This window comes from Pseudomonas sp. W2Aug9 (assembly GCF_023127755.1).
In the GTDB taxonomy this organism is placed as follows: Bacteria; Pseudomonadota; Gammaproteobacteria; order Pseudomonadales; family Pseudomonadaceae; genus Aquipseudomonas; species Aquipseudomonas synxantha_A.
Map to the genome: position 1 here is coordinate 389,478 of NZ_SPKL01000035.1, position 23,798 is coordinate 413,275.

At 59.0% G+C, this 23,798-nt stretch carries 22 protein-coding genes; 14 read left to right on the forward strand and 8 right to left on the reverse strand.

Annotated features, from left to right (window positions below; genetic code table 11):
• Positions 1-4: 4 nt before the first annotated feature.
• The 4 genes from acnD to E3O56_RS22500 all read right to left on the reverse strand — a co-directional run bounded on the left by acnD (position 5) and on the right by E3O56_RS22500 (position 5,556).
• On the reverse strand, positions 5-2,599 hold the full coding sequence (acnD, locus tag E3O56_RS22485; RefSeq protein ID WP_228308843.1) for a Fe/S-dependent 2-methylisocitrate dehydratase AcnD: 2,595 nt from the start codon (positions 2,597-2,599) through the stop codon (positions 5-7).
• Between the two features lie 183 nt (positions 2,600-2,782).
• Positions 2,783-3,910 (reverse strand): 2-methylcitrate synthase, encoded by a 1,128-nt coding sequence (gene prpC / locus E3O56_RS22490; protein ID WP_005790404.1) that lies wholly within the window; start codon positions 3,908-3,910, stop codon positions 2,783-2,785.
• A gap of 42 nt (positions 3,911-3,952) precedes the next feature.
• Complete coding sequence (prpB, locus tag E3O56_RS22495) at positions 3,953-4,846, reverse strand: methylisocitrate lyase (RefSeq protein ID WP_032879910.1); 894 nt, start codon at positions 4,844-4,846, stop codon at positions 3,953-3,955.
• Complete coding sequence (locus E3O56_RS22500; protein ID WP_032879909.1) at positions 4,843-5,556, reverse strand: GntR family transcriptional regulator; 714 nt, start codon at positions 5,554-5,556, stop codon at positions 4,843-4,845. Before E3O56_RS22500 ends, prpB begins: the two co-directional genes overlap by 4 nt.
• 271 nt (positions 5,557-5,827) lie before the next feature.
• On the opposite strand from E3O56_RS22500, the gene E3O56_RS22505 reads away from it, so the two are divergent.
• The 4 genes from E3O56_RS22505 (at position 5,828) to pabB (ending at position 10,333) form a co-directional block, all read left to right on the forward strand.
• Positions 5,828-6,364, forward strand: coding sequence for an ATP-dependent zinc protease (locus tag E3O56_RS22505; protein WP_032879908.1), 537 nt, complete (start codon positions 5,828-5,830; stop codon positions 6,362-6,364).
• A gap of 5 nt (positions 6,365-6,369) precedes the next feature.
• Positions 6,370-7,902: an inactive transglutaminase family protein gene (locus E3O56_RS22510; RefSeq protein ID WP_032879907.1), complete on the forward strand. Its 1,533-nt coding sequence runs from the start codon at positions 6,370-6,372 to the stop codon at positions 7,900-7,902.
• Positions 7,902-8,888, forward strand: a complete 987-nt coding sequence (locus E3O56_RS22515; RefSeq protein WP_248128999.1) for an alpha-L-glutamate ligase-like protein — start codon at positions 7,902-7,904, stop codon at positions 8,886-8,888. Before E3O56_RS22510 ends, E3O56_RS22515 begins: the two co-directional genes overlap by 1 nt.
• Before the next feature lie 101 nt (positions 8,889-8,989).
• The gene (gene pabB, locus E3O56_RS22520; protein ID WP_248129000.1) at positions 8,990-10,333 is read left to right on the forward strand and encodes an aminodeoxychorismate synthase component I; all 1,344 of its coding nucleotides are present in this window, start codon (positions 8,990-8,992) and stop codon (positions 10,331-10,333) included.
• Between the two features lie 109 nt (positions 10,334-10,442).
• On the opposite strand, the gene thrH is transcribed toward pabB, so the two are convergent.
• Positions 10,443-11,060 carry a bifunctional phosphoserine phosphatase/homoserine phosphotransferase ThrH gene (gene thrH, locus E3O56_RS22525; protein ID WP_005790415.1) on the reverse strand — a complete coding sequence of 206 codons (618 nt, stop codon included), beginning with the start codon at positions 11,058-11,060 and terminating at the stop codon, positions 10,443-10,445.
• Between the two features lie 148 nt (positions 11,061-11,208).
• On the opposite strand from thrH, the gene E3O56_RS22530 reads away from it, so the two are divergent.
• The 3 genes from E3O56_RS22530 to E3O56_RS22540 all read left to right on the forward strand — a co-directional run bounded on the left by E3O56_RS22530 (position 11,209) and on the right by E3O56_RS22540 (position 14,689).
• The gene (locus E3O56_RS22530) at positions 11,209-11,943 is read left to right on the forward strand and encodes a phosphoadenylyl-sulfate reductase (RefSeq protein WP_032879905.1); all 735 of its coding nucleotides are present in this window, start codon (positions 11,209-11,211) and stop codon (positions 11,941-11,943) included.
• 474 nt (positions 11,944-12,417) lie between these two features.
• Positions 12,418-13,947: an NCS1 family nucleobase:cation symporter-1 gene (locus tag E3O56_RS22535; RefSeq protein ID WP_078822065.1), complete on the forward strand. Its 1,530-nt coding sequence runs from the start codon at positions 12,418-12,420 to the stop codon at positions 13,945-13,947.
• 13 nt (positions 13,948-13,960) lie between these two features.
• Entirely contained in the window at positions 13,961-14,689 is a 729-nt protein-coding gene (locus E3O56_RS22540; RefSeq protein ID WP_228308845.1) for an aspartate/glutamate racemase family protein, read from the forward strand.
• A gap of 116 nt (positions 14,690-14,805) precedes the next feature.
• On the opposite strand, the gene E3O56_RS22545 is transcribed toward E3O56_RS22540, so the two are convergent.
• Positions 14,806-15,729 carry a LysR family transcriptional regulator gene (locus tag E3O56_RS22545; protein ID WP_032879902.1) on the reverse strand — a complete coding sequence of 308 codons (924 nt, stop codon included), beginning with the start codon at positions 15,727-15,729 and terminating at the stop codon, positions 14,806-14,808.
• A 105-nt stretch (positions 15,730-15,834) separates the two neighbouring features.
• On the opposite strand from E3O56_RS22545, the gene E3O56_RS22550 reads away from it, so the two are divergent.
• Entirely contained in the window at positions 15,835-16,581 is a 747-nt protein-coding gene (locus E3O56_RS22550) for a 3-oxoacyl-ACP reductase family protein (RefSeq protein WP_248129001.1), read from the forward strand.
• 127 nt (positions 16,582-16,708) lie between these two features.
• Here E3O56_RS22550 and E3O56_RS22555 read toward each other — a convergent pair whose 3' ends face one another.
• Positions 16,709-17,395 carry an HAD-IA family hydrolase gene (locus tag E3O56_RS22555; RefSeq protein ID WP_103733612.1) on the reverse strand — a complete coding sequence of 229 codons (687 nt, stop codon included), beginning with the start codon at positions 17,393-17,395 and terminating at the stop codon, positions 16,709-16,711.
• 108 nt (positions 17,396-17,503) lie between these two features.
• On the opposite strand from E3O56_RS22555, the gene E3O56_RS22560 reads away from it, so the two are divergent.
• The 3 genes from E3O56_RS22560 to E3O56_RS22570 all read left to right on the forward strand — a co-directional run bounded on the left by E3O56_RS22560 (position 17,504) and on the right by E3O56_RS22570 (position 19,469).
• Positions 17,504-17,878 carry a DUF2784 domain-containing protein gene (locus tag E3O56_RS22560; protein ID WP_248129002.1) on the forward strand — a complete coding sequence of 125 codons (375 nt, stop codon included), beginning with the start codon at positions 17,504-17,506 and terminating at the stop codon, positions 17,876-17,878.
• 145 nt (positions 17,879-18,023) lie between these two features.
• The gene (locus E3O56_RS22565) at positions 18,024-18,359 is read left to right on the forward strand and encodes a hypothetical protein (RefSeq protein WP_032881258.1); all 336 of its coding nucleotides are present in this window, start codon (positions 18,024-18,026) and stop codon (positions 18,357-18,359) included.
• 69 nt (positions 18,360-18,428) lie between these two features.
• Positions 18,429-19,469 (forward strand): DMT family transporter, encoded by a 1,041-nt coding sequence (locus tag E3O56_RS22570; RefSeq protein WP_248129003.1) that lies wholly within the window; start codon positions 18,429-18,431, stop codon positions 19,467-19,469.
• A 59-nt stretch (positions 19,470-19,528) separates the two neighbouring features.
• On the opposite strand, the gene E3O56_RS22575 is transcribed toward E3O56_RS22570, so the two are convergent.
• On the reverse strand, positions 19,529-19,987 hold the full coding sequence (locus E3O56_RS22575; RefSeq protein WP_223018085.1) for a DUF2442 domain-containing protein: 459 nt from the start codon (positions 19,985-19,987) through the stop codon (positions 19,529-19,531).
• Positions 19,988-20,304: 317 nt separating this feature from the next.
• On the opposite strand from E3O56_RS22575, the gene E3O56_RS22580 reads away from it, so the two are divergent.
• From E3O56_RS22580 to lafA, 3 genes are all read left to right on the forward strand, one after another.
• A complete protein-coding gene (locus E3O56_RS22580) occupies positions 20,305-20,574 on the forward strand; it encodes a short-chain dehydrogenase (RefSeq protein WP_148852832.1) in 270 nt (89 codons plus the stop codon).
• Positions 20,575-20,836: 262 nt separating this feature from the next.
• Positions 20,837-22,096, forward strand: a complete 1,260-nt coding sequence (locus tag E3O56_RS22585; protein ID WP_248129004.1) for an integrase arm-type DNA-binding domain-containing protein — start codon at positions 20,837-20,839, stop codon at positions 22,094-22,096.
• A 771-nt stretch (positions 22,097-22,867) separates the two neighbouring features.
• The gene (gene lafA / locus E3O56_RS22590; RefSeq protein ID WP_248129005.1) at positions 22,868-23,743 is read left to right on the forward strand and encodes a lateral flagellin LafA; all 876 of its coding nucleotides are present in this window, start codon (positions 22,868-22,870) and stop codon (positions 23,741-23,743) included.
• Positions 23,744-23,798 lie beyond the last annotated feature (55 nt).

The following is a 23,798-nucleotide window of genomic DNA, read 5'->3' on the forward strand; positions in this document are numbered from 1 at the left end:
CTCTTCAGGCGGTGGCCGCCGATTCCAGGAAATCCTGGGCAAAACGTTGCAACACGCCGCCCGCCTCGTAGATCGACACTTCTTCGGCGGTATCCAGGCGGCACGTCACCGGCACCTCGACACGTTCGCCATTCCTGCGGTTGATCACCAGGGTCAGTTGCGCGCGCGGGGTGCGCTCGCCGATCACGTCATAGGTTTCACTGCCGTCGATCTTGAGGGTGTGGCGGTCGGTGCCCGGCAGGAATTCCAGCGGCAACACGCCCATGCCCACCAGGTTGGTGCGGTGAATGCGCTCGAAGCCTTCGGCGGCAATCGCTTCCACACCGGCCAGGCGCACGCCCTTGGCGGCCCAGTCGCGGGACGAGCCCTGGCCGTAGTCGGCACCGGCGATGATGATCAGCGGTTGCTTGCGCTCCATGTAGGTTTCAATCGCTTCCCACATCCGCGTAACCTTGCCTTCCGGCTCGATTCGCGCCAGCGAGCCCTGCTTGACCTTGCCGTTTTCCTGCACCATTTCGTTGAACAGTTTCGGGTTGGCGAAGGTGGCGCGCTGCGCCGTCAGATGGTCACCGCGATGGGTCGCGTAGGAGTTGAAGTCGACTTCCGGCAAGCCCATCTTCGCCAGGTATTCCCCGGCAGCACTGCCCGGCATGATCGCGTTGGACGGCGACAGGTGGTCGGTGGTGATGTTGTCCGGCAGCACCGCCAGCGGGCGCATACCCTTGAGCGGCCGCGCGCCGGCCAGCGCGCCTTCCCAGTACGGCGGGCGACGGATGTAGGTGCTCTGCGGGCGCCAGTCATACAGCGGGGTGACTTTGGGGCCGGTGTCTTCGTGAATCGCGAACATGGGGATGTACACCGCACGGAACTGCTCGGGCTTGACCGATGCCTTGACCACCGCGTCGATCTCTTCGTCGCTCGGCCAGATATCCTGCAGGCGAATTTCCTTGCCGTCGGCATCCAGGCCGAGCACGTCCTTCTCGATATCGAAACGGATGGTGCCGGCAATCGCATAGGCCACCACCAGCGGCGGCGAAGCCAGGAAGGCTTGCTTGGCGTAAGGGTGAATGCGCCCGTCGAAGTTGCGGTTGCCCGACAACACGGCGGTGGCGTACAGGTCGCGGTCGATGATTTCCTGCTGGATCACCGGGTCGAGCGCGCCGGACATGCCGTTGCAGGTGGTGCAGGCAAAGGCCACTACGCCGAAACCGAGTTTTTCCAGCTCACGGCCCAGACCGGCCTCTTCCAGGTACATGGCCACGGTTTTCGAGCCCGGCGCCAGCGACGACTTGACCCACGGCTTGCGGGCCAAGCCAAGCTTGTTGGCGTTACGTGCCAGAAGCCCCGCGGCGATGACGTTGCGCGGGTTACTGGTATTGGTGCAACTGGTGATGGCCGCAATGATCACCGCCCCGTCGGGCATTTGCCCTGGCACTTCGTCCCATTGGCCGCTGATGCCTTTGGACGCCAGGTCGCGGGTGGCAACACGGGCGTGTGGGTTGCTGGGCCCGGCCATGTTGCGCACGACGCTGGACAGGTCGAAGGTCAGGCCACGCTCGTACTGAGCCCCCTTGAGGTCATCGGCCCACAGACCGGTGTGGCGTGCGTACTGTTCGACCAGGGCGACTTGTTCGTCTTCTCGGCCAGTGAGTTTGAGGTAGGCGATGGTCTGCTGATCGATATAGAACATCGCTGCGGTGGCGCCGTATTCAGGAGCCATGTTGGAGATGGTCGCACGGTCGCCCAGGGTCAGTGCACTAGCCCCTTCGCCGAAGAACTCCAGCCAGGCGCCGACCACTTTCTGCTGGCGCAGGAACTCGGTGAGTGCCAGCACCATATCGGTGGCGGTGATGCCCGGTTGCAGCTTGCCGGTCAATTCCACGCCGACGCTTTCCGGCAGGCGCATCCACGACGCACGGCCGAGCATCACGCTCTCGGCCTCCAGGCCGCCGACGCCAATGGCGATCACGCCCAGGGCATCGACGTGGGGAGTATGACTGTCAGTACCGACGCAGGTATCCGGGAAGGCTACGCCGTCACGGACCTGAATCACCGGCGACATTTTCTCCAGGTTGATCTGGTGCATGATGCCGTTGCCCGGCGGGATGACATCGACGTTCTTGAAGGCTTTTTTGGTCCACTCGATAAAGTGGAAGCGGTCTTCATTGCGACGGTCTTCAATGGCGCGGTTTTTCTCGAACGCCTGTGGGTCAAAGCCGCCAGCCTCGACAGCCAGGGAGTGGTCGACGATCAGTTGGGTCGGCACCACCGGGTTGACCTGCGCCGGGTCGCCGCCTTGCAGGGCGATGGCATCGCGCAGACCAGCGAGGTCCACCAGGGCGGTCTGGCCGAGGATGTCATGGCACACCACGCGCGCCGGGAACCAGGGGAAATCGAGATCACGTTTGCGCTCGATCAGTTGGCTCAGGGATGCGTTGAGGGTGGCCGGGTCGCAACGGCGCACCAGGTTTTCGGCAAGCACGCGCGAGGTGTAAGGCAAGGTGGCGTAGGCGCCGGGGGTGATTGCTTCGACAGCCGCACGGGCGTCGAAGAAATCCAGGCGGCTGCCGGGGAGCGGTTTGCGAAATTCAGTGTTCATCGTCAGGACTCGGTCACGGTAAGTTCGAAAGGTGAACTGTCGACACTGGCTTTGTTTCCTGTGGGAGCTGGCTTGCCTGCGATTGCATCACTGCGGTGTGACAGGTACACCAAGGTGATGCCATCGCAGGCAAGCCAGCTCCCACAAAAAAGCACATTAGCCAGCGAACACAGCCCATCCCATTCAGCGACGTTCGATTGGCACGAACTTGCGCTGCTCAACGCCGATGTACTCGGCGCTTGGACGGATGATGCGGTTGTTGGCGCGCTGTTCGAACACGTGCGCGGCCCAGCCAGTCAGGCGCGAGCACACGAAGATCGGTGTGAACAATTTGGTCGGGATGCCCATGAAGTGGTAAGCCGAGGCATGGTAGAAGTCGGCGTTGGGGAACAGCTTTTTCTGCTCCCACATGGTCTTGTCGATGGCTTCAGACACCGGGAACAACACCGTGTCGCCCACTTCATCAGCGAGTTTTTTCGACCAGCCCTTGATCACTTCATTACGCGGGTCGCTGTCTTTATAGATCGCGTGGCCGAAGCCCATGATCTTGTCCTTGCGCGCCAACATGCCAAGGGTGCCTTCGACCGCTTCTTCGGCCGAGGAAAAGCGCTCGATCATTTCCATCGCCGCTTCGTTGGCCCCGCCGTGTAGCGGGCCGCGCAGGGAACCGATGGCGGCGGTGACGCAGGAATACAGGTCGGACAGGGTCGAGGCGCACACCCGGGCAGTGAAGGTCGAGGCGTTGAATTCGTGCTCGGCGTAGAGAATCAGCGACACATTCATGACTTTGACGTGCAGCTCGCTGGGTTTCTTGCCGTGCAGCAGGTGCAGGAAGTGGCCGCCGATACTCGGCTCGTCGGTCACGCAGTCGATGCGCTTGCCGTCGTGGCTGAAGCGGTACCAGTAGCACATGATCGCCGGGAATGCGGCAAGCAGGCGGTCAGTGACATCGCGCTGTACGCTGAAATCTTTTTCCGGCTCGATATTGCCCAAAAACGAGCAACCGGTGCGCATCACGTCCATCGGGTGGGCGTCGGCGGGGATGCGTTCGAGCACTTCTTTCAATGCCTGGGGCAAGTCACGCAGTTTGCTCAGCTTGGCGCTGTAGGCGGCCAGTTCGGTCTTGGTCGGCAACTCGCCGTACAGCAACAGGTAGGCGACTTCTTCAAACTGCGCATCGGCGGCCAGTTCACGCACATCGTAGCCACGATAGGTCAAGCCGGCACCGGCCTGGCCCACGGTCGACAGTGCGGTCTGCCCGGCAACCTGGCCACGCAGGCCGGCGCCACTCAATACTTTTGCTTCAGCCATGTTCGTTCTCCAATCTTGAATTTATTAGGGAGGCGCACCGCATTATTTTTTTGCGGCAAACAGCGCGTCGAGCTTCTGCTCGAAGGTGTGGTAGTCGATGCGATCGTAGAGCTCCATGCGCGTTTGCATGGTGTCGATCACGTTCTGTTGGGTGCCGTCGCGACGGATCGCGGTGTAGACGTTCTCGGCGGCCTTGTTCATGGCACGGAAGGCCGAGAGCGGGTACAGCACAATGGAAACATCCGCAGATTTCAACTGTTCGGTGGTGTACAGCGGCGTCGCGCCGAACTCGGTAATGTTAGCCAGGATCGGCGCCTTTACGCGGGAAGCGAACAGCTTGTACATCTCGAGCTCGGTGATGGCTTCCGGGAAGACCATGTCGGCACCGGCTTCGATACACGCGGCGGCACGTTCAAGGGCAGACTCCAGGCCCTCGACCGCCAGGGCGTCGGTGCGCGCCATGATCACGAAGCTGTCATCGGTACGCGCATCCACGGCAGCCTTGATGCGGTCGACCATTTCCTGCTGCGACACGATCTCTTTATTGGGGCGATGCCCGCAGCGCTTGGCGCCGACCTGGTCTTCGATATGGATGGCGGCGGCGCCGAACTTGATCATCGACTTGACGGTGCGCGCCACATTGAACGCCGAGGAGCCGAAACCGGTGTCCACGTCCACCAGCAGCGGCAGGTCGCAGACGTCGGTAATGCGGCGCACGTCGGTGAGTACGTCATCCAACCCGGTAATACCCAGGTCCGGCACGCCGAGCGAGCCGGCGGCGACACCGCCACCCGACAGGTAAATAGCCTTGAAGCCGGCGCGCTTGGCCAACAACGCGTGGTTGGCATTGATTGCACCAACAACTTGCAAAGGCTGTTCGCTGGCGACTGCGTCACGGAAACGCTGGCCGGGAGTGCTGTTGTTATGGGAACTCATGACTCACCTCGTGATGAAGGAGCACCGTCCGGGAAGTGACGGGCGATGTTGCGTTTGGAGGCGCCGATATGCCGGCGCATCAACAGTTCGGCCAATTCACCATCGCGATCGGCAATCGCGTCGAGAATGCGGTGGTGTTCGGCAAAGGCCTGGCGTGGACGATTGGGGGTGGCGGAAAACTGGATGCGGTACATGCGCACCAGTTGGTACAGCTCGCCGCAGAGCATTTGGGTCAGGGTGCGGTTACCGGCGCCCTGGATGATCCGGTAATGAAAGTCGAAGTCGCCTTCCTGCTGGTAGTAGCCAACACCGGCCTGGAACGCGGCATCGCGCTCATGGGTGTGCAATACCTGGCGCAGCTCTTCGATTTCTGCGTCGGTCATGCGCTCGGCAGCGAGGCGGCAGGCCATGCCTTCCAGGGACTCGCGGATCTCATAGAGTTCGATCAGCTCGGCATGACTCAACGACACAACCCGTGCGCCGACGTGGGGCACGCGCACCAGCAGGCGCTGGCCTTCCAGGCGGTGGATCGCCTCGCGCAGCGGGCCGCGGCTGATGCCGTAGGTACGCGCCAGTTCCGGCTCGGAAATCTTGCTGCCGGGGGCGATTTCACCTTTGACGATGGCGGCCTGGATACGCCGAAAAACGTTCTCGGACATGGTTTGGGAATCGTCTGACGCCGCTATCGGAATTTCCGCCTGACCCAGCATATTGTCGACACCTTTAAAAGCAATGCCGCAAAAACTAGCTAATTACCCCTTAACAGTCAAAGAATAAATACACATTGTCGACAATCGTCTAATACGCCTGAATAACCCATCCAAGGCATGGCCGCCTGCCAGCGCTGGCGCCAAAAAAGCATCATGTTAGAATGCCCGGCGTATTTGCCTGACATCTCTGGATGAAACGGCGCACGAGGGAGTTTGCGCAGCAATGCCAGTCGCCTTGAATTGAACATCGCACGGCACCGCCTCAGGATTTATGAGACTCAAGCCCTTCCCCCTGTTTGTTTGCCTACTGTTGCTGCCCAGCCTTGGCTTCACCGCCGAGAAAACGGTGTATGGCCTCAATGAATACGCCAAGCTGGACGGTATCGACCTGGAGGTCGCGGCCAAGCTCGACACCGGCGCCAAGACCGCCTCGTTGAGCGCCCGCGATATCAAGCGCTTCAAGCGCAACGGCGAAACCTGGGTACGCTTCTACCTGGCCATCGACACCGCCCACTCCCACCCCATCGAACTGCCCCTGGCCCGCGTCAGCAAGATCAAGCGCCGCGCCGGCGACTACGACCCCGATGAGGACAAGAACTACACCGCCCGTCCGGTGGTTGCCCTGGATATCTGCATGGGCACTGCTTTACGCAGCATCGAAGTGAACTTGACTGACCGCAGCAGCTTCCAATACCCGCTGCTGATCGGCTCCGAAGCGCTGAAACGCTTTGATGCGCTGGTCGACCCCAGTCTTAAATATGCAGCAGGCAAACCCGCCTGCGTCGCCGACGCTCATACCGCCGAGTAAACCGAATGCGCTCTCTGACCCTGCACCTGAAAATCCTGATCACCTTCCTGGTGGTGCTCGGCATTTCGGTCACCGCCTATCAGATTTTCGTGCTGGGGATTCCCGTGACCGAGGATGCCACCGACGACTTGTGGAACATCGACGCCAAGGTCGAGTTCGTCGCCAACCCCAAGGACCCGGTCAAGATCCAGATGTTCGTGCCGCCACTGAGCCGCGACTTCGTCAGCCTTAATGAAAGCTTTATCTCCAACAACTACGGAGTCAGCGTCAACCGCATCGACGGCAACCGCAAGGTCACCTGGTCAGCGCGCCGGGCCAAGGGCAACCAGACCCTGTATTACCGCCTGGTGCTGACCAAGCGTTACAGCGGCGAAAAGGTCAAGATCAAGGGCCCGACCTTCCGCGACAGCATCGCCGTGGAAGGCCCGGAAAAAATCGCCGCCGAAGCCTTGCTGGCGCCGATCCGCCAGCACTCGGCCGACGTCGAGACTTTCATCAGCGAAGCCATCAAGCGCACCAACAACCTCAACGACGACAACGTGAAGCTACTGCTGGCCGGCGACCCGTCGACGCCGCACAAGGCCAGGATCGTCGAGCTGCTGCTGTCCATCGCCCATGTGCCGGTGGAGAAAGTCCACACCATCCGCCTGGTGGCCGACCAGCCGCAAACCCCGGAACTGTGGCTGCGCAGCTTCAACGGCAACGACTGGCTGTACTTCAACCCGGAGACCGGTGAACAGGGCCTGCCCGCCGACCGCCTGCTGTGGTGGACCGGCGATGAAAACCTGATCACGGTCGATGGCGGCAAGAAGGCCATGGTGACCTTCAGCCTCAACAACAGCGAAATGAACGCGATTCGCCTGGCCAAGCTGACCGACGAAAACACCGACGCCAACTTCCTCGAATACTCGCTGTACGGCCTGCCGCTGCAAACCCAGCAGACCTTCATGATCATGGTGATGATCCCGATTGGCGTGCTGGTGATTCTGATCCTGCGCAACCTGATCGGCCTGCAGACCCTGGGCACCTTCACGCCGGTGCTGATCGCCCTGGCGTTCCGCGAGACGCAACTGGGCTTCGGCATTGTGCTATTCACGATTATCACGGCACTGGGGCTGTCGCTCAGGTCGTATCTGGAACACTTGAAACTGCAGATGCTGCCGAGGCTGTCGGTGGTGCTGACCTTCGTGGTGGTGCTGATCGCCGCCATCAGCCTGTTCAGCCATAAGCTGGGGCTGGAGCGTGGCTTGTCGGTGGCGCTGTTCCCGATGGTGATCCTGACCATGACCATCGAACGCCTGTCGATTACCTGGGAAGAACGCGGCGCCAACCATGCACTGAAAGTGGCGATTGGCACCCTGTTCGCCGCCTCGTTGGCCCACCTCATCATGAGCGTTCCGGAGCTGGTTTACTTCGTGTTCACCTTCCCGGCGATCCTGCTGATTCTGGTGGGCTTCATGCTGGCCATGGGTCGTTATCGCGGCTATCGCCTCACCGAGCTGGTGCGTTTCAAGGCATTCCTGAAGGCTGACTCCTGATGTTTGGCTTCTGGAAAACCTGGAAGGCCCTGGAAGCGCGCGGGATCATGGGCATCAATCGGCGTAACGCCGACTACGTGCTCAAGTACAACAAACGCAGCCTGTACCCGATTGTGGATGACAAGATCATCACCAAGGAACGGGCGCTGGCCGCCGGTATCCATGTGCCGGAAATGTACGGGGTGATCTCCACCGAGAAGGAAATCGACAAGCTCGACGAGATCATCGGTGGGCGCAGCGATTTCGTGATCAAGCCCGCCCAGGGTGCCGGCGGCGACGGCATCCTGGTGGTGGCAGACCGTTTTGAAGGGCGCTATCGCACGGTGTCCGGCAAGATCATCAGCCACGAAGAAATCGAACACCAGATTTCCAGCATCCTCACCGGCCTGTATTCCCTGGGCGGCCACCGCGACCGCGCACTGATCGAGTACCGTGTGGTGCCCGACCAGATCTTCAAAAGCATCAGCTACGAGGGCGTGCCGGATATCCGCATCATCGTGCTGATGGGCTACCCGGTGATGGCCATGCTGCGCCTGCCGACCCGCCAATCCGGCGGCAAGGCCAACCTGCACCAGGGCGCGATCGGCGTAGGCGTCGACCTTGCCACCGGCCTGACCCTACGCGGTACCTGGCTGAACAACATCATCACCAAGCACCCTGACACCACCAATGCGGTCGATGGCGTGCAACTGCCCAACTGGGACGGTTTCATGCGGCTTGCGGCTGGCTGCTACGAGCTGTGCGGACTGGGCTATATCGGCGTGGACATGGTACTGGACCAGGAAAAAGGCCCGCTGATCCTTGAATTGAATGCACGGCCGGGGCTGAATATCCAGATCGCCAATGACTGCGGGCTGACCTTGCGCACCCATGCGGTGGAGGCGCGACTGGAGGAACTCAAAGCTGCCGGCGTGACGGAAACCCCGCAAGAGCGGGTGAAGTTCGTGCAGGAGATGTTCGGGCATATACCGCCCGTAGAAGGTTGATCCGGTCTTCAAACTGTCTATCCCCGACATCCCCTCTAGGAGCAAATCCTACAGGGGACTACAATCCCCCTCCCCCGCGCCATTGGCTGATCCAACCCCGCATGTTGACCTGCTCCGTACATCCATTGCCCTACCGGGCCAACCCCGCCGAGTATTTTGCGGCGATTCGCCATGCTCCAGGCGCGGTACTGCTCGACAGCGGCCGGCCGACGGCTGATCGCGGCCGGTATGACCTGCTCAGTGCCTGGCCCGAAGCGACATTGACGGTAGGGCCGGACGAAAGTGGCAGTGATTTTCTGCAACGCTTGCGGAAAAACCTCACACGATTGGGTGAAGCCGCAATCCCCGCCGATTTACAGTTGCCGTTCGCCGGAGGCTTGATCGGCTACCTGAGCTACGACTTCGGCCGGCACCTTGAGGACATGCCGCACCTGGCGGTGGATGACCTGCACCTGCCGGACGCGCGCTTCGGGCTGTACGCCTGGTCGCTGATCAGCGACCACCAGGCCCGGAGCAGCCAACTGGTGTTTCATCCCACGCTGGCCGATAGCGAACGACAACGGTTGATCGCGCTGTTCAGCCACGGGACTGTCGACACCTCTGCGACGTTCAAACTCCAGGGCCCGATGGCACCAGACCTCACCGCAGAGGCCTACCGCCAAGCCATCGCGCGTATCCAGGATTACATCCAGGCCGGCGACTGCTATCAGGTCAACTTTGCCCAGCGCTTTCGCGCACCCTGCATGGGGGATCCCTGGGCAGCCTATTGCGCCCTGCGCGAAGCCTGCCCCACGCCGTTTTCCGGGTTCCAGAGCTTGCCCGATGACGGTGCGGTACTGAGCCTGTCACCGGAACGCTTTGTGCGCATCAGCGAACGCCAGGTCGAGACCCGCCCGATCAAGGGCACCCGCCCTCGCGGCGTAACACCTGCAGAAGATGCCGCCAACGCCGCCGAGTTGCTCGCCAGCCCCAAGGACCGCGCAGAAAACCTGATGATCGTCGACTTGCTGCGCAACGATCTCGGTCGCAATTGCCGCATCGGCTCAGTGAAAGTGCCAGAGCTGTTCAGCCTGGAAAGCTACCCCAACGTGCACCACCTGGTGAGCAGTGTCACCGGTGTACTGGCCGACGACAAAGACGCCCTCGACCTGATCGCCGGCAGCTTCCCCGGCGGCTCCATCACCGGCGCGCCGAAGATCCGCGCGATGCAGATCATCGACGAGCTAGAGCCCACCCGCCGCGGGTTGTATTGCGGCTCGCTGGTCTACCTGGACGTGCGCGGCGAGATGGACAGCTCCATTGCCATCCGCAGTTTGCTGGTCAAGGACGGGCAGGTGTGTTGCTGGGGTGGCGGTGGAATTGTGGCGGATTCGCAGTGGCAGGCTGAGTATCAGGAGTCGCTGACGAAGGTGCGGGTGTTGTTACAGACTTTGGAAAGTTTGTAGGGCCTGTACCGGCCCTATCGGGGCAAGCCCCCTCCCACCTTCGACCGCGCCGCGATCAAAGGTGGGAGCTGGCTTGCCTGCGATGGGGCAATCAGTCGCGTCGCATAACTTACAGGCTCAACTGCCGATTCGACGCCTTGATAAACTCTTTCTTCAAGTCTTCAAACGTATGCACCGCCGGGAACTGCGGGAATTCGCGAATCACATTCTCCGGCGCATGGAACAGAATCCCACGGTCCGCTTCCCCCAGCATGGTGGTGTCGTTGTACGAATCACCGGCAGCGATCACGCGGTAGTAGAGGCTTTTGAACGCCAATACCGACTGGCGCTTGGGGTCTTTCTGGCGCAACTGGTAGCTTACCACCCGATCATTTTCATCAGTGATCAAGCGGTGGCACAGCAAGGTCGGGAAACCCAGCTGGCGCATCAGCGGTTGGGAGAATTCGTAGAAGGTGTCGGACAGGATCACCACCTGGAAGCGTTCGCGCAGCCAGTTGACGAACTCGACGGCCCCGTCCAACGGTTTGAGCGTAGCAATCACCGCCTGGATATCGGCCAGTTTGAGCCCGTGCTCGTCGAGGATGCGCAGGCGCTGCTGCATCAGCACGTCATAGTCGGGAATGTCGCGTGTGGTGGCGCGCAGGGATTCAATACCGGTTTTTTCGGCGAAGGCGATCCAGATTTCCGGAACCAGCACCCCTTCCAGGTCAAGACAGGCAATTTCCACAAGACACTCCATTGGATTTATTAGTTGAGCGGGCAAAAGGACTGCCGAACTCTAGCGACTCAAGCACGCCGCCGCAACGCACGGCAGATTTTGATACCATCGCCGCCTATAGAGCGCTCAGCGCCACTGACCTGTAGGAACCGTCCTGATGAACCAAGCCTTCGACGTCGCTGAACTCGCCGCGACTTATGCCAACAAGTCTGCACAGGATATTCTCAAGCTGGCGTTCAGCCAGTTCGGCGATGACCTGTGGATTTCCTTCAGCGGTGCCGAGGATGTGGTGCTGGTGGACATGGCCTGGAAGCTGAACAAGAACGTCAAGGTATTCAGCCTCGACACTGGCCGTCTGCACCCGGAAACCTACCGGTTTATCGAGCAGGTGCGCGAGTTCTACAAGATCGACATCGAACTGATCTCGCCGGACCAGAGCAAGCTGGAACCCTTCGTCAAGGAAAAGGGCCTGTTCAGCTTCTATAAGGACGGCCATGGCGAATGCTGCGGCATCCGCAAGATCGAACCGCTGCGCCGCAAGCTCGCAAGTGTAAGTGCCTGGGCCACCGGCCAGCGCCGCGACCAGAGCCCCGGCACCCGCAGCCAGGTGGCTGCGCTGGAAATCGACACGGCTTTCTCCACCCCCGAACGTACCCTGTACAAGTTCAACCCGCTGGCGCAGATGACCAGCGAAGAGGTGTGGGGTTACATCCGCATGTTGGAGTTGCCTTACAACAGCCTGCATGAGCGCGGCTTTATCAGCATCGGCTGCGAGCCCTGCACCCGCCCGGTATTGCCGAACCAGCATGAGCGCGAAGGTCGCTGGTGGTGGGAAGAAGCCACGCAGAAGGAATGCGGGCTGCATGCGGGGAATATCATCAGCAAGGCCTGAGGCCTGGCAAACTGGTGAGGTAAAAATGTGGGAGGGGGCTTGCTCCCGATAGCGGTGGGTCAGTTGCAGATTTTCTGACTGATATACCGCTATCGGGAGCAAGCCCCCTCCCACATTTTGTTTTGTGCGCAGCATAAAATGTACACAACCTTGTAACCATCGGTGCCATTTTTGTGTGCAACTCATATTCGAGCGCACCAAAACGTAACATTCATCTCTGCTAGTCCCCACACCCCCGAATCACGCTACTCCCAATCAAAAATAAATACCTGTTCAAACGGTCAATTTATATTGCTTTCAATTCAGTAGTTTATTTAAAAATACTATAAAAAAGAAATTATCCCCGTTTTTCATATAACGAAAACTGGCACGCATGTGGCTTAGTGAAAAGTACGCTTTGTATACAATCAATACAAAACCTACATACACTTTGCCATCCGCCGCTTTGCTGCCGATGCGCTGGAGCCTGCCGGAATGCGTACAAGTCTTTCGAGCAATATCGCGCTGGATCTGCCCTCCTCCACCCTCCACCCCGAGGCTGCAAGCCCCGGCCCCCTGGTCCTCAGCCCGCGCCTGCACAACAAGGACCTGGCCCCCACCAAAATCGAGGGCCGACGCTGGGGGCGCTATAGCATCTTTGCGCTGTGGACCAATGACGTGCACAACATCGCCAACTATTCGTTTGCCATCGGCTTATATGCATTGGGCTTGGGCGGCTGGCAAATATTGCTGTCCCTGGGGATCGGCGCGGCGCTGGTGTACTTCTTCATGAACTTGTCGGGGTACATGGGACAGAAGACCGGTGTGCCGTTTCCCGTGATCAGCCGCATCAGTTTCGGTATCCACGGGGCGCAGATTCCAGCATTGATCCGGGCGGTGATTGCGATTGCCTGGTTTGGTATCCAGACGTACCTGGCGTCGGTGGTTTTCCGTGTATTGCTGACGGCGATTCATCCGGGCTTTGCCGACTATGACCACAACTCGATCCTGGGCCTGTCGAGCCTGGGCTGGGCGTGTTTTGTCGCGATCTGGCTGGTGCAGTTGGTGATCCTCGCCTATGGCATGGAAATGGTACGCCGCTATGAAGGCTTCGCCGGGCCGGTGATTTTGCTTACGGTGGCTGCGTTGGCCGGCTGGATGTACTTCCAGGCGGGCGGGCATATCGCCTGGTCGATCCGTGAACCGCTGAGCGGCGGCGAGATGTGGCGCAATATCTTTGCCGGTGGCGCGCTGTGGCTGGCGATCTACGGCACCTTGATCCTCAACTTTTGCGACTTCGCCCGCTCTTCGCCCTGCCGCAAGACCATCCAGGTCGGCAATTTCTGGGGCCTGCCGGTGAATATCCTGGTGTTCGCCGCCATTACCGTGCTGCTGTGCGGCGGCCAGTTCCAGCTCAATGGCCGAGTGATCGAGAGCCCGACCGAAATCATCGCGGCAATCCCCAATACCTTCTTCCTGGTGCTCGGTTGCCTGGCCTTCCTGATCGTCACCGTGGCGGTGAACATCATGGCCAACTTCGTCGCCCCGGCCTTTGTGCTGAGCAACCTGGCGCCCAAGTACCTGAACTTTCGCCGCGCCGGGTTGATCAGCGCCTTCGTGGCGGTGCTGATACTGCCGTGGAATCTCTACAACAGCCCGCTGGTGATTGTGTACTTCCTTTCTGGCCTGGGCGCGCTGCTGGGGCCGTTGTACGGGGTGATCATGGTCGATTACTGGCTGATCCGTAAAAGCCAGGTGGACGTGCCGCAGCTGTATAGCGAAGACCCCAATGGCGTTTATTACTACAGCCGGGGGGTGAATATGCGCGCCGTGGCGGCGTTTATTCCTGCGGCGGTGATCGCCATCCTGCTGGCGCTGTTGCCAGGGTTTGCCAGCGTTTCACCGTTCTCCTGGCTGTTCGGCGCCGGCATCGCAGGGTTGCTGTACCTGCTGATCGCCAAGCGTCAGCCGCACTACGCCGATGTCAGCGGCGAAAGCATTGCCGTCGATAACGTCAGTCATTAAACAAGGACTCTCCATGCGTATCCTCGTGGTCAACGTCAACACCACCGAATCCATCACCGACACCATTGCCCAGCAAGCACGGGCCGTGGCTTCACCGGGCACCGAGATTGTCGGGCTCACCCCGTACTTCGGCGCAGAATCGGTGGAAGGCAATTTTGAAAGCTATCTGGCAGCCATCGCCGTGATGGATCGGGTAATGGCCTACGACCAGCCCTTTGATGCGGTGATCCAGGCCGGCTATGGCGAACATGGCCGTGAAGGCCTGCAGGAGCTGCTCAATGTGCCGGTGGTGGATATCACCGAGGCGGCAGCCAGCATCGCGATGTTCCTGGGGCACGCCTACTCGGTGGTGACGACCCTGGACCGCACTGTGCCGCTGATTGAAGACCGGCTGAAACTCGCCGGCCTCTACCAGCGTTGCGCTTCGGTGCGCGCCAGCGGCATGGCAGTGCTGGAGCTGGAAGAAGACCCGCTGGGCGCCATGGAAGCCATCGTGCACCAGGCGGAACTGGCCATTCGCGACGACAAGGCCGAGGTGATCTGCCTGGGCTGCGGCGGCATGGCCGGGCTGGATGAGCAGATTCGCAAACGCACCGGAGTGCCGGTGGTGGACGGGGTGACGGCGGCGGTGATGGTTGCCGAGTCGTTGGTGAGGTTGGGGTTGTCGACGTCCAAAGTCAGGACGTATGCGGCACCCAGGCCTAAGAAAGTCATAGGTTGGCCCGGTAAGTTCGGCCACTGAAGATCAAATGTGGGAGGGGGCTTGCTCCCGATAGCGGTGTATCAGCCAGCTTATCTATAGCTGGCCCACCGCAATCGGGAGCAAGCCCCCTCCCACATTTTGATCACTACAAGGTGTTAGATGGCACTGAATCTTTGGCCTAACTGCTGCTCGGCAAACTGCTCGATGATGAAATCCACAAACGCCCGAGTCTTGCCTGGCAGCAGTTTATGTTCGGCGTAGTAGATGCAAATATTGCCGTCGTTCACATACCAGTCCGGCAATACCCGCAGCAACTTGCCGCTCGCCAGCCAGGGTACGGCAAACGGCATGCTCACCAGCGCAACGCCCAAGCCCTGTTCGGCGCAGATGCAGGCGGCCTGCGAGTCGCTCATGGTCATGCGCGGTTTGAGACTCAGCGGGCCGTGCTCGCCATTGCGATGAGTCAGTTGCCAGGAGCGCACTCGCCCGGTTTGCGGTGAGCGAATCAGGATGCCGTCGCAGTGCTCCAGGTCTTCTGGCTGCAACACCGCTGGGCGTGCCGCCAAATAGTCAGGCGATGCCACCAGCACGCGGTGAGCCGGCGTCAGCTTGCGTGCCACCACGCCTTGGGGCAACTCAAAGCCGCCGCCAAGGGCCGCGTCAAAGCCCTGGCCAATCAGATCGACCTGGCGATTGTCGAAATGCCAATCCGGGCTGATATCGGGGTAGCGTTTCAGAAACTCCCCCAGCAGCGGCACGATATACAAACAGCCGACCACCGTGCCCATGCTGACCTTGAGCGTGCCCACCGGTCGCCCTTCGGCGCTGGCCAGGTTGGCCACAGCATTCTGGATAGTGGTGAGGCTGGCGCTGACCTCTTCCAGGAATAACTTGCCGGCTTCAGTCAACGTAAGCCGCCGAGTGCTGCGCTGAAACAGCCGCACACCCAGGCGCGCTTCCAGTTTGGCGACACTTTTGCCCACGGCTGCGGGCGTCAGGCTCAGGTGCCGGGCCGCCTCGGCAAAGCTGCCACCCTCGGCGCTGCGCACAAAGCATTCGATACTACCAAAGCTCTCCATATCGGCCACTCTAAACTTTTGGTTTACACAGACTATAGCAATCACGGTCTACCGGCGTACCGGAGGCAGGTCGATACTCAGCCCATCAACTACTTGGAGATCGACATGACCACACAAAACCTCACCGGCAAAGTCGCCCTGATTCAAGGCGGTTCCCGCGGCATCGGCGCCGCCATCGTCAAGCGCCTCGCCGCGCAGGGTGCTGCAGTCGCCTTTACCTACGTCAGTTCGGCCGCCAAGGCCCAAGCGTTGCAGCACGACGTGATCAGCGAAGGCGGCAAAGCCCTGGCGATTCAAGCCGACAGCGCCGATGCCACGGCAATTCGCAATGCCGTCAACGCCACGGTCGATGCGTTTGGGCGCCTGGATATCCTGGTGAACAACGCAGGCGTGCTGGCCATCGCGCCGCTGGAAGACTTCAAGCTGGAGGACTTCGACCAGACCCTGGCAATCAACGTGCGCAGCGTATTTATCGCCACCCAGGAAGCCGCCAGGCACATGGGCGAAGGTGGCCGCGTAATCAATATCGGGAGCACCAACGCCGAGCGTATGCCCTTCGGTGGTGGCGGGCCTTATGCCATGAGCAAGGCGGCGCTGGTGGGGTTGACCAAGGGTTTGGCGCGGGATCTGGGGCCACGGGGTATCACCATCAACAACGTGCAGCCCGGGCCGGTGGATACCGATATTAACCCGGCGAACAGTGAGTTTGCCGAAAGCTTGATCGGGTTGATGGCGGTGGGCAGGTATGGGCACGTGGAGGAGATTGCCAGCTTTGTGGCGTATCTGGCCGGGCCGGAAGCCGGGTATATCACGGGCGCCAGCCTGACCATCGATGGTGGTTTCAGCGCCTGATTTTGCAAAACCGCAAACCAAATGTGGGAGCGGGCTTGCCCGCGAAGGCGGTGTGTCAGTGCCACATCTGTCACTGCACTACCGCTTTCGCAGGCAAGCCAGCTCCCACATTTTTGACCGCGCGGGGTCAGGCCATGGGGGGCAAGCCGTAGGCGGCCAAATCAAAGTCGGCGAGCTTGCGAATAATCTGGTCAGCATGTTGGTACTTGCTGTCCGCCATGGCCTCATCGGGCACGGCGATGGCGGTCATGTTGGCAGCCTTCGCCGCAGTCACGCCGAACGGCGAATCTTCGAACACCAGGCAATCCTCAGGCGCCACACCCAGACGGCGCGCAGCCGTGAGGAAGATATCCGGCGCCGGCTTGGCCGCACCGACTTCCGGGTCGTCGGCAGTGACGATGGTGTCGAACAGGCCAAACCATTCGCGGTGCAAGGTGGTCTTGTGGCCAAACGAGTTACGCGATGAACTGGTGCCCACCGCAATCGGGATATTGTGCGCCTTCAGATGCCGCACCAACGCTTCAGCGCCCGGCATACCCAGGGCCTTGGGAAAGCGCTCGCTCATCAACGGCTCGCGAATTTCCAGAAACTGCGCGGGCGTGATCGGCAAATCCAGCGCCTTGACCACGTAATCGGCCAGATCCTGAGCGCCTCGCCCGATGATGTGCTGCTTGATACCCCAGTCATAGGTACGGCCATAGCGCTCGGCGATGATCTGCGTGACTTCGGTGTAGATGCCTTCGGTATCCAGCAACAACCCGTCCATATCGAAAATCACGGCTTTGATCGGGACAGCGGTACGCGGTGCATTCATCACGATACAACCTTGGGGCAAGGACTAAATGGATTCAGCACAATAACGGCCACCCTTGCCGGCGAGCAACCCTTTAGACTGTTTGCCCCTCCTTTCGAAGTGCCCACAATGCTCTACCGACTCGTCGCCGACGGCCTCGTGCTGTTTCACCTGACCTTTATCCTGTTCGTACTGTTCGGTGGCCTGCTCGCCCTGAAATGGCCCAGGGTAATGTGGCTGCACTTGCCCGCCGTGGCCTGGGGGATCGCGGTAGAGGTGCTGCACCTGCCCTGCCCCCTCACCCGCTGGGAAAACCTGTTTCGTCACCTGGCCGGGCAAGACGGTTATGGCGGTGGGTTTATCGAGCACTACATCCTGACGCTGATCTACCCCGCCGGGCTGACGGCGAATATTCAACTGCTGCTGGGGGCGGTGGTGATATTGATCAACGCCGTGGTGTATGGGCGGTTGATCCGGAGTTTGCTAACACGCAGAAGCGCATAACCTTCAGACCCGAGCTTGATCGCCTGGGCGCACGCACAAGCCTGAGCATGAAACCTGGGCAGATTGTTTTCAATCTGCCAACCGAGCGCTTAAAGTGTCGCCCCCTCGGGAATTGAATCTCGAGGTTGAGTCCATGGAGTTTCAAGTGAAATACGTCAGTAAAGCAGTTGCAGCAGCGGTTCTTGGTTTCACCCTGGCAGGTTGCACCGGCACCGCCATGAAAACCCAGCAATACGACGCCAGCCAATACACCGTCCTCGGCCACAGCGAAGCCAGCGCCACCGGCATCATGCTGTTGGGCGTCATCCCAATCGGCCAGAACAACCGCTTCGTACGCGCTCAGGATGCAGCCATCAAAGCCAAAGGCGGCGACGCGCTGATCAACACCCAAGTGCAAGAAAAGTGGTTCTGGGCCTGGGTATTGAACGGCTACACCACCAAGATTTCCGGTGATGTGATCAAGCTGAAAACCGCGCAATAAAGTATGAAACTGCCAGGGCGCTGACCCCGGCAAGCGACGTATCATGGGCCTGACCTTCGAGGATGGCCCATGAACATCAGCATCATTTACGCCCTCGTGGCCGCCGCCCTGTTCGGCGCCAGCACTCCGCTCGCCAAAAGCCTCGGCCTGGGCCTCTCGCCTATATTGCTGGCCGGCCTGCTTTACCTGGGCAGCGGCATTGGCCTTGCCGGCGTACGTCTGATCCGTGATCGCGGCTGGGAACCTACCGGGCTGACCCCATCGCAATGGCCCTGGCTGCTCGGCGCCATAGCCTTCGGCGGCATCCTCGGCCCCGTCGCCCTCATGTTCGGCCTGATTCGCACCGCCGGCGCCACCGCCTCCTTGATGCTCAACCTCGAATCAGTGCTCACCGCCGTGATCGCCTGGGTCGTATTCAGAGAAAACGCAGATCGGCGCATCGTGCTCGGCATGGTCGCCATTGTGCTGGGCGGCGTGGTGTTGTCATGGACGGGCGCCGGCGGCGGCAGCCAGGACTGGACCGGGCCGCTCGCCATTGCGCTGGCGTGTTTGTGCTGGGGGATAGATAACAACCTGACGCGCAAGGTGTCGGCGTCTGACGCGCTCTTTATCGCAGGTGCCAAAGGTTTGATTGCGGGGCTGGTGAATTGCAGTTTGGCGCTTTACCTCGGGGCGCAGATTCCGGGGGTGGCGCAATTGGCGCCGATCCTGGTGGTGGGGTTCCTCGGCTATGGCATCAGCCTGGTGATGTTCGTGCTGGCGCTACGTGGGCTGGGCAGTGCGCGCACCGGGGCTTATTTCTCCACGGCACCCTTCCTCGGTGCCGCAGTGGCGCTGCTGGTATTTGGCGAGTCGGTGACCGTGGCGTTCTGGATTGCTTCGGCGCTGATGGCCGCGGGCGTGTGGCTTCACCTGACGGAGCGCCATGCCCATGAGCATGTGCATGAGGCAACGGAACATGGGCATTGGCATGTGCATGATGAGCATCATCAGCATGAGCATGGGTTTGAGTGGGATCCGGCGCAGCCTCATAGCCATGTGCATGTGCATGCGGTGATGAAGCACAGCCATGCGCATTTTCCGGATGTGCATCATCGGCATAGGCATTGAGCGCGGTGCGGATGTATCAGGGCGGCTCTATTGGCCGCCCTGGTGGAGAACAGGCCCGTTTAAGCGTGGTGGCCCGTGTAACCTTTATGCTCATACTCCCACCCCCTACATGCCAACCCGACATGCTTGGGAATAAGCGCAGCACCACTGCTGTACGCGGTGATAGTCCTACGAGAAAAGCCCAGTTCAACAGCAGCTGCGGAAAGGGATAAATTGTTACTGAGCATCCACTTTCTGAAATCCTGGGTCAGCATGACCTCACCAGATTGCTCCAACGCCAGACGGTGCAACGTGACAGCGGACAGTTCTAGGTTATTACCCCATGTCACATCAAAGCCCCACTCACCAACTTCCACTTGGCTGAATAGCGCCAAATCCAAGAGTGGTGTGAGGACAGGAAAAGTATTTATAAGATCGGTGAGGTCAACAGTGTGTCGCTTACCGTTGCTCCATTCGATCTCTAAGGCATGCTTGCCGGCAACTGGTTGCACAGCAGAAATACGAAGCTTGCTGGTCATATGTCAGTCCCTCCGGTTTTGTTCATCCCATACCCGCTTAAGATCAGCGATATGAGCTTTTGCCCAAAGCAGGGCAGCTTTCAAGGCTTTCTTCTCGGCGCCTGTGCCGAGCACAACAAGCCCTTCTAGCAGAAATGTGGGGCTCCCGTTTCAAAATCGCAATGTCTATAGTCACCCGGTCGCCCATACGGCGGCCGGGTTTGGCGACTCGAAAACAAGACGGAACGTAGACGACGTTATTTTCATACGGCTGCCATTTTTGGCGGTTTAGCGTGAAAAGAGCTCATTGTTTTTATATTTGTCTTGTGGAGTTACACATGAACCAATACATAGCCCTCACCAGCAACGACAGCGCCACACCTGCCCTTTTTGTCGATACCACCGTGCCATTGGAAATACTCCTCGACGCTGCGACCTATCGAGTTCGTGCCGTTACACAAGTCCTTGAGAACCTCGCACTACGCAGTGAGATCAGTAGTGATGCGGTTGTACTCAGTGATTTTGCGTTGCTTTGTTCCATCTCTTTGCGCGACGGCTGCGATTTGCTGGACGTCATAGGAAGGCGAATGGATATGCCAAGCGCGTGATCTGATAAAGCTGGACTTTTCAAACCCTAGAAATCACAAAACCCCTGGTTTCTCTCGAAACCAGGGGTTTTGTTTACATCGAATTTGGCGGTGAAGGAGTCCGCCAAATTAAAGTCCACCAGAAACTCAATAAGCCTTACAACCCTTTATATTTAGGCACTTTTAAGCCTATCATCGTCTCAAGACATCCACCAAAATTCGCCACCTTCCTAGCCTTTGTGGGGGAACAAATGGGGGAACAATATAGTTAAAGGATATTCCCATGGGAAAGCTGACCGCTAAGCAAATTGAAAATCTGACGACCCCGGGTACCTACGAGGACGGAGATGGCCTACGTCTCCTGATCAAGCCCAATGGGAAAAAATACTGGGTACTGCGCTTCCAGCTCTCCGGAAAGCGCAGGGAGATGGGGTTAGGCACCTATCCTGCAATCGGCCTAAAGGAGGCTCGACAAAACAGCAGCGACAAGCGCCGTTTACTGCGCGATGGTATTGACCCCTTACAGGCCCGTGACGATGAACGAGCGGCACAGGTGGCCGCTGAGCAGCAACGTAAAAGCAGGTCCATCACGTTCCAGGACGTGTCAGTTGATTACATAGAGGCTCATCGTGCTGGCTGGAAAAACGTCAAACACGCCCAGCAGTGGACTAACACACTAGCTACTTACGCCGCTCCCGTCATCGGTGACCTCGCCACCAACCAGATCACCACCGAGAACATCCTTGAAATTCTAAAACCCATCTGGGGCAGCAAAGCCGAAACAGCTAGTAGGGTTCGCAACAGAATCGAACTAGTGCTCGATGCCGCCAAAGCGCGTGGACTACGAGACGGTGAAAATCCAGCACGCTGGCGTGGACACCTCGACAAGCTGCTGCCACCGAGTTCCAAGGCTAAACGTACCCAAAACCACCCAGCATTACCCTACTCGGAATTGTCTCGTTTCATACCGGCACTTGAAAGTGTCGAAGGACAATCCGCCTGCGCACTCAAAATGACAATTCTCACCGCCTGCCGAACCAGCGAGGTTCTTGAAGCCGACTGGAGTGAGGTTGATTTGAAATCCAAGCTATGGACGATCCCAGCGGTGCGAATGAAAGCGGGAAAAATTCATACCGTGCCGCTATCTGATGCGCTCATCGCACTGCTCGAAGCTCTCCCACGAATCAAAGGTAGCTCGTTGCTGTTTCCAGGGGCTCGTAAAGGTCGGCCCATTAGCAATATGTCCATGCTAATGACTTTGCGCCGCATGGATCAAAAGGACCTGGATGATGGCGGCAAGGGCTGGCGCGATAGCAATGACAAAGTCATTACTGCTCACGGGTTTCGCAGCACATTCAGGGACTGGGCTGCTGAATGTACTCCCCATGCACGCGAAGTCTGCGAGATGGCTTTGGCTCACGTTGTCGCCAACGGCGCCGAGGCGGCCTACTGGCGCAGTGACTTGCTAGAAAAGCGCCGTATACTGATGTCAGATTGGGCAGACTTTGTAAATATAAACGCCAATAAAGTAATCATTCAGTGAGAATATCGCTCCGATGGGCAGTCAAACACTAATAATCTCACCACGTCTTATTGCAACTCATTCCCTGTGAAGCGTCGACATTCTCAGTTAGCATTCTGAAGCTATTCTGAGCCCCGCACTTGACATCATTAGCAGCAGACGACGATAAGCTAGGACCTTCCGGCAGCCCACAAATAACTGTACGTAGGCCAACATTCGACCACGCCAAATATCAAAAGATGCGCTATAGAACCTATCTACTCATATCAGATGCAGTGATATGATTTTTTCTGCTGAACACCAAGCCACAAGCGACGTCGCTAATATTTTAGGGGGCGTAGGGCGTTCAAACAGGAGGCATTGAGTACTGGATAGATGTTACGGCCGAAGAGAAGCAGCGGCCCTACACCTTGATGAGCCCGCCGGGGGCAGGCTACTTAGAAGTCTAAAGTTTCCAAAATATTGCTTAACTTCAATAGCAAGGGGCATAGCGGCTTATATACTAGGTATTTTGCATAGTCATGGATAACACTCTTGAAAATGCAAATAAACTAAATGGCAACAGGTGTGTAAGCGGCTCGCGCACAAGTTGAAAAAATCCAAGTCTGGGCGTCTGTCGCGAGTGGTGACGCGCGCGGCGTGATCCCTCTGGGGCCATTTTAGGTTTGCGGGAGTGCACGCCGTGGGGAAAATCAAAAAAAGATTTAATAAGTCAGCGCAACGTGTCGCCTTGTTGATTTCAGCAGGCACTCATCGCCAGCACTTTTTTATAACCTTTAAGGAACACGCCCCATGGCCCTGACTATCCACACCAACTACTCCTCGCTGTTGACCCAAACCAATCTCAACAAAACCAACAACGCCCTGGCCGTGAACCAACAGCGCCTGGGCACAGGTCTGCGTATCAACTCCTCATCCGACGATGCCGCCGGCCTGCAAATCGCCACCCGGTTGAGCGCTCAGACCAAAGGCATGGCCGTGGCCATGCGTAACGTCAGCGATGCCTCTTCGCTGCTGCAGACCGCCGATGGCGCCTTTGGAGAAATGACCGATATCCTGCAGCGCATGAAAGACTTGGCCACCCAATCGGCGAACGGCACGAACAGCGACGACGACCGCAAATCGATGCAGGCCGAGTACGACGAGCTAGGTAAAGAACTGTTCAATATCATGGAGAACACCGCTTACGCCGGGGAGAAGCTGTTTGGCAATGACGGTACCACTGGCAAACTCGGCAGTGCCGTGCAATTCCAGATCGGTGCTACCGCCGCCGAAACCCTGGAGCTGGATGTATCGACCTCAACTGCCGCCCTGGCTACTGCTTTGACTGGCCTGTCCGCGAGTTATTCAGCCACCCCGGCCGCAGGTACAGAAATCGCTACTGGCGCTGATGCCAATACTGCAATTGACGGCCTGAGCGCCGCCTTGGACAACGTCGGAGAACTGCGCGGACAGTTCGGCGCCAATATCAATCGCCTGAACCACACCGCCAACAACCTGGCCAACATGAAAGACAACACCGAAATGGCCCGCGGCCGAATCATGGATGCTGACTTCGCCAGCGAAAGCTCGATGATGAGCAAGAACTCGATGCTGTTGCAGTCGGGCATCTCGATGCTCAAGCAAACAGCACAAATGCCAGGCATGGTTATGTCGCTGCTGGGCTAAGTTACAGCGTTTCACCCGGCAGGACGCCACCCCAGGACAGCCCCCGAATGGATTC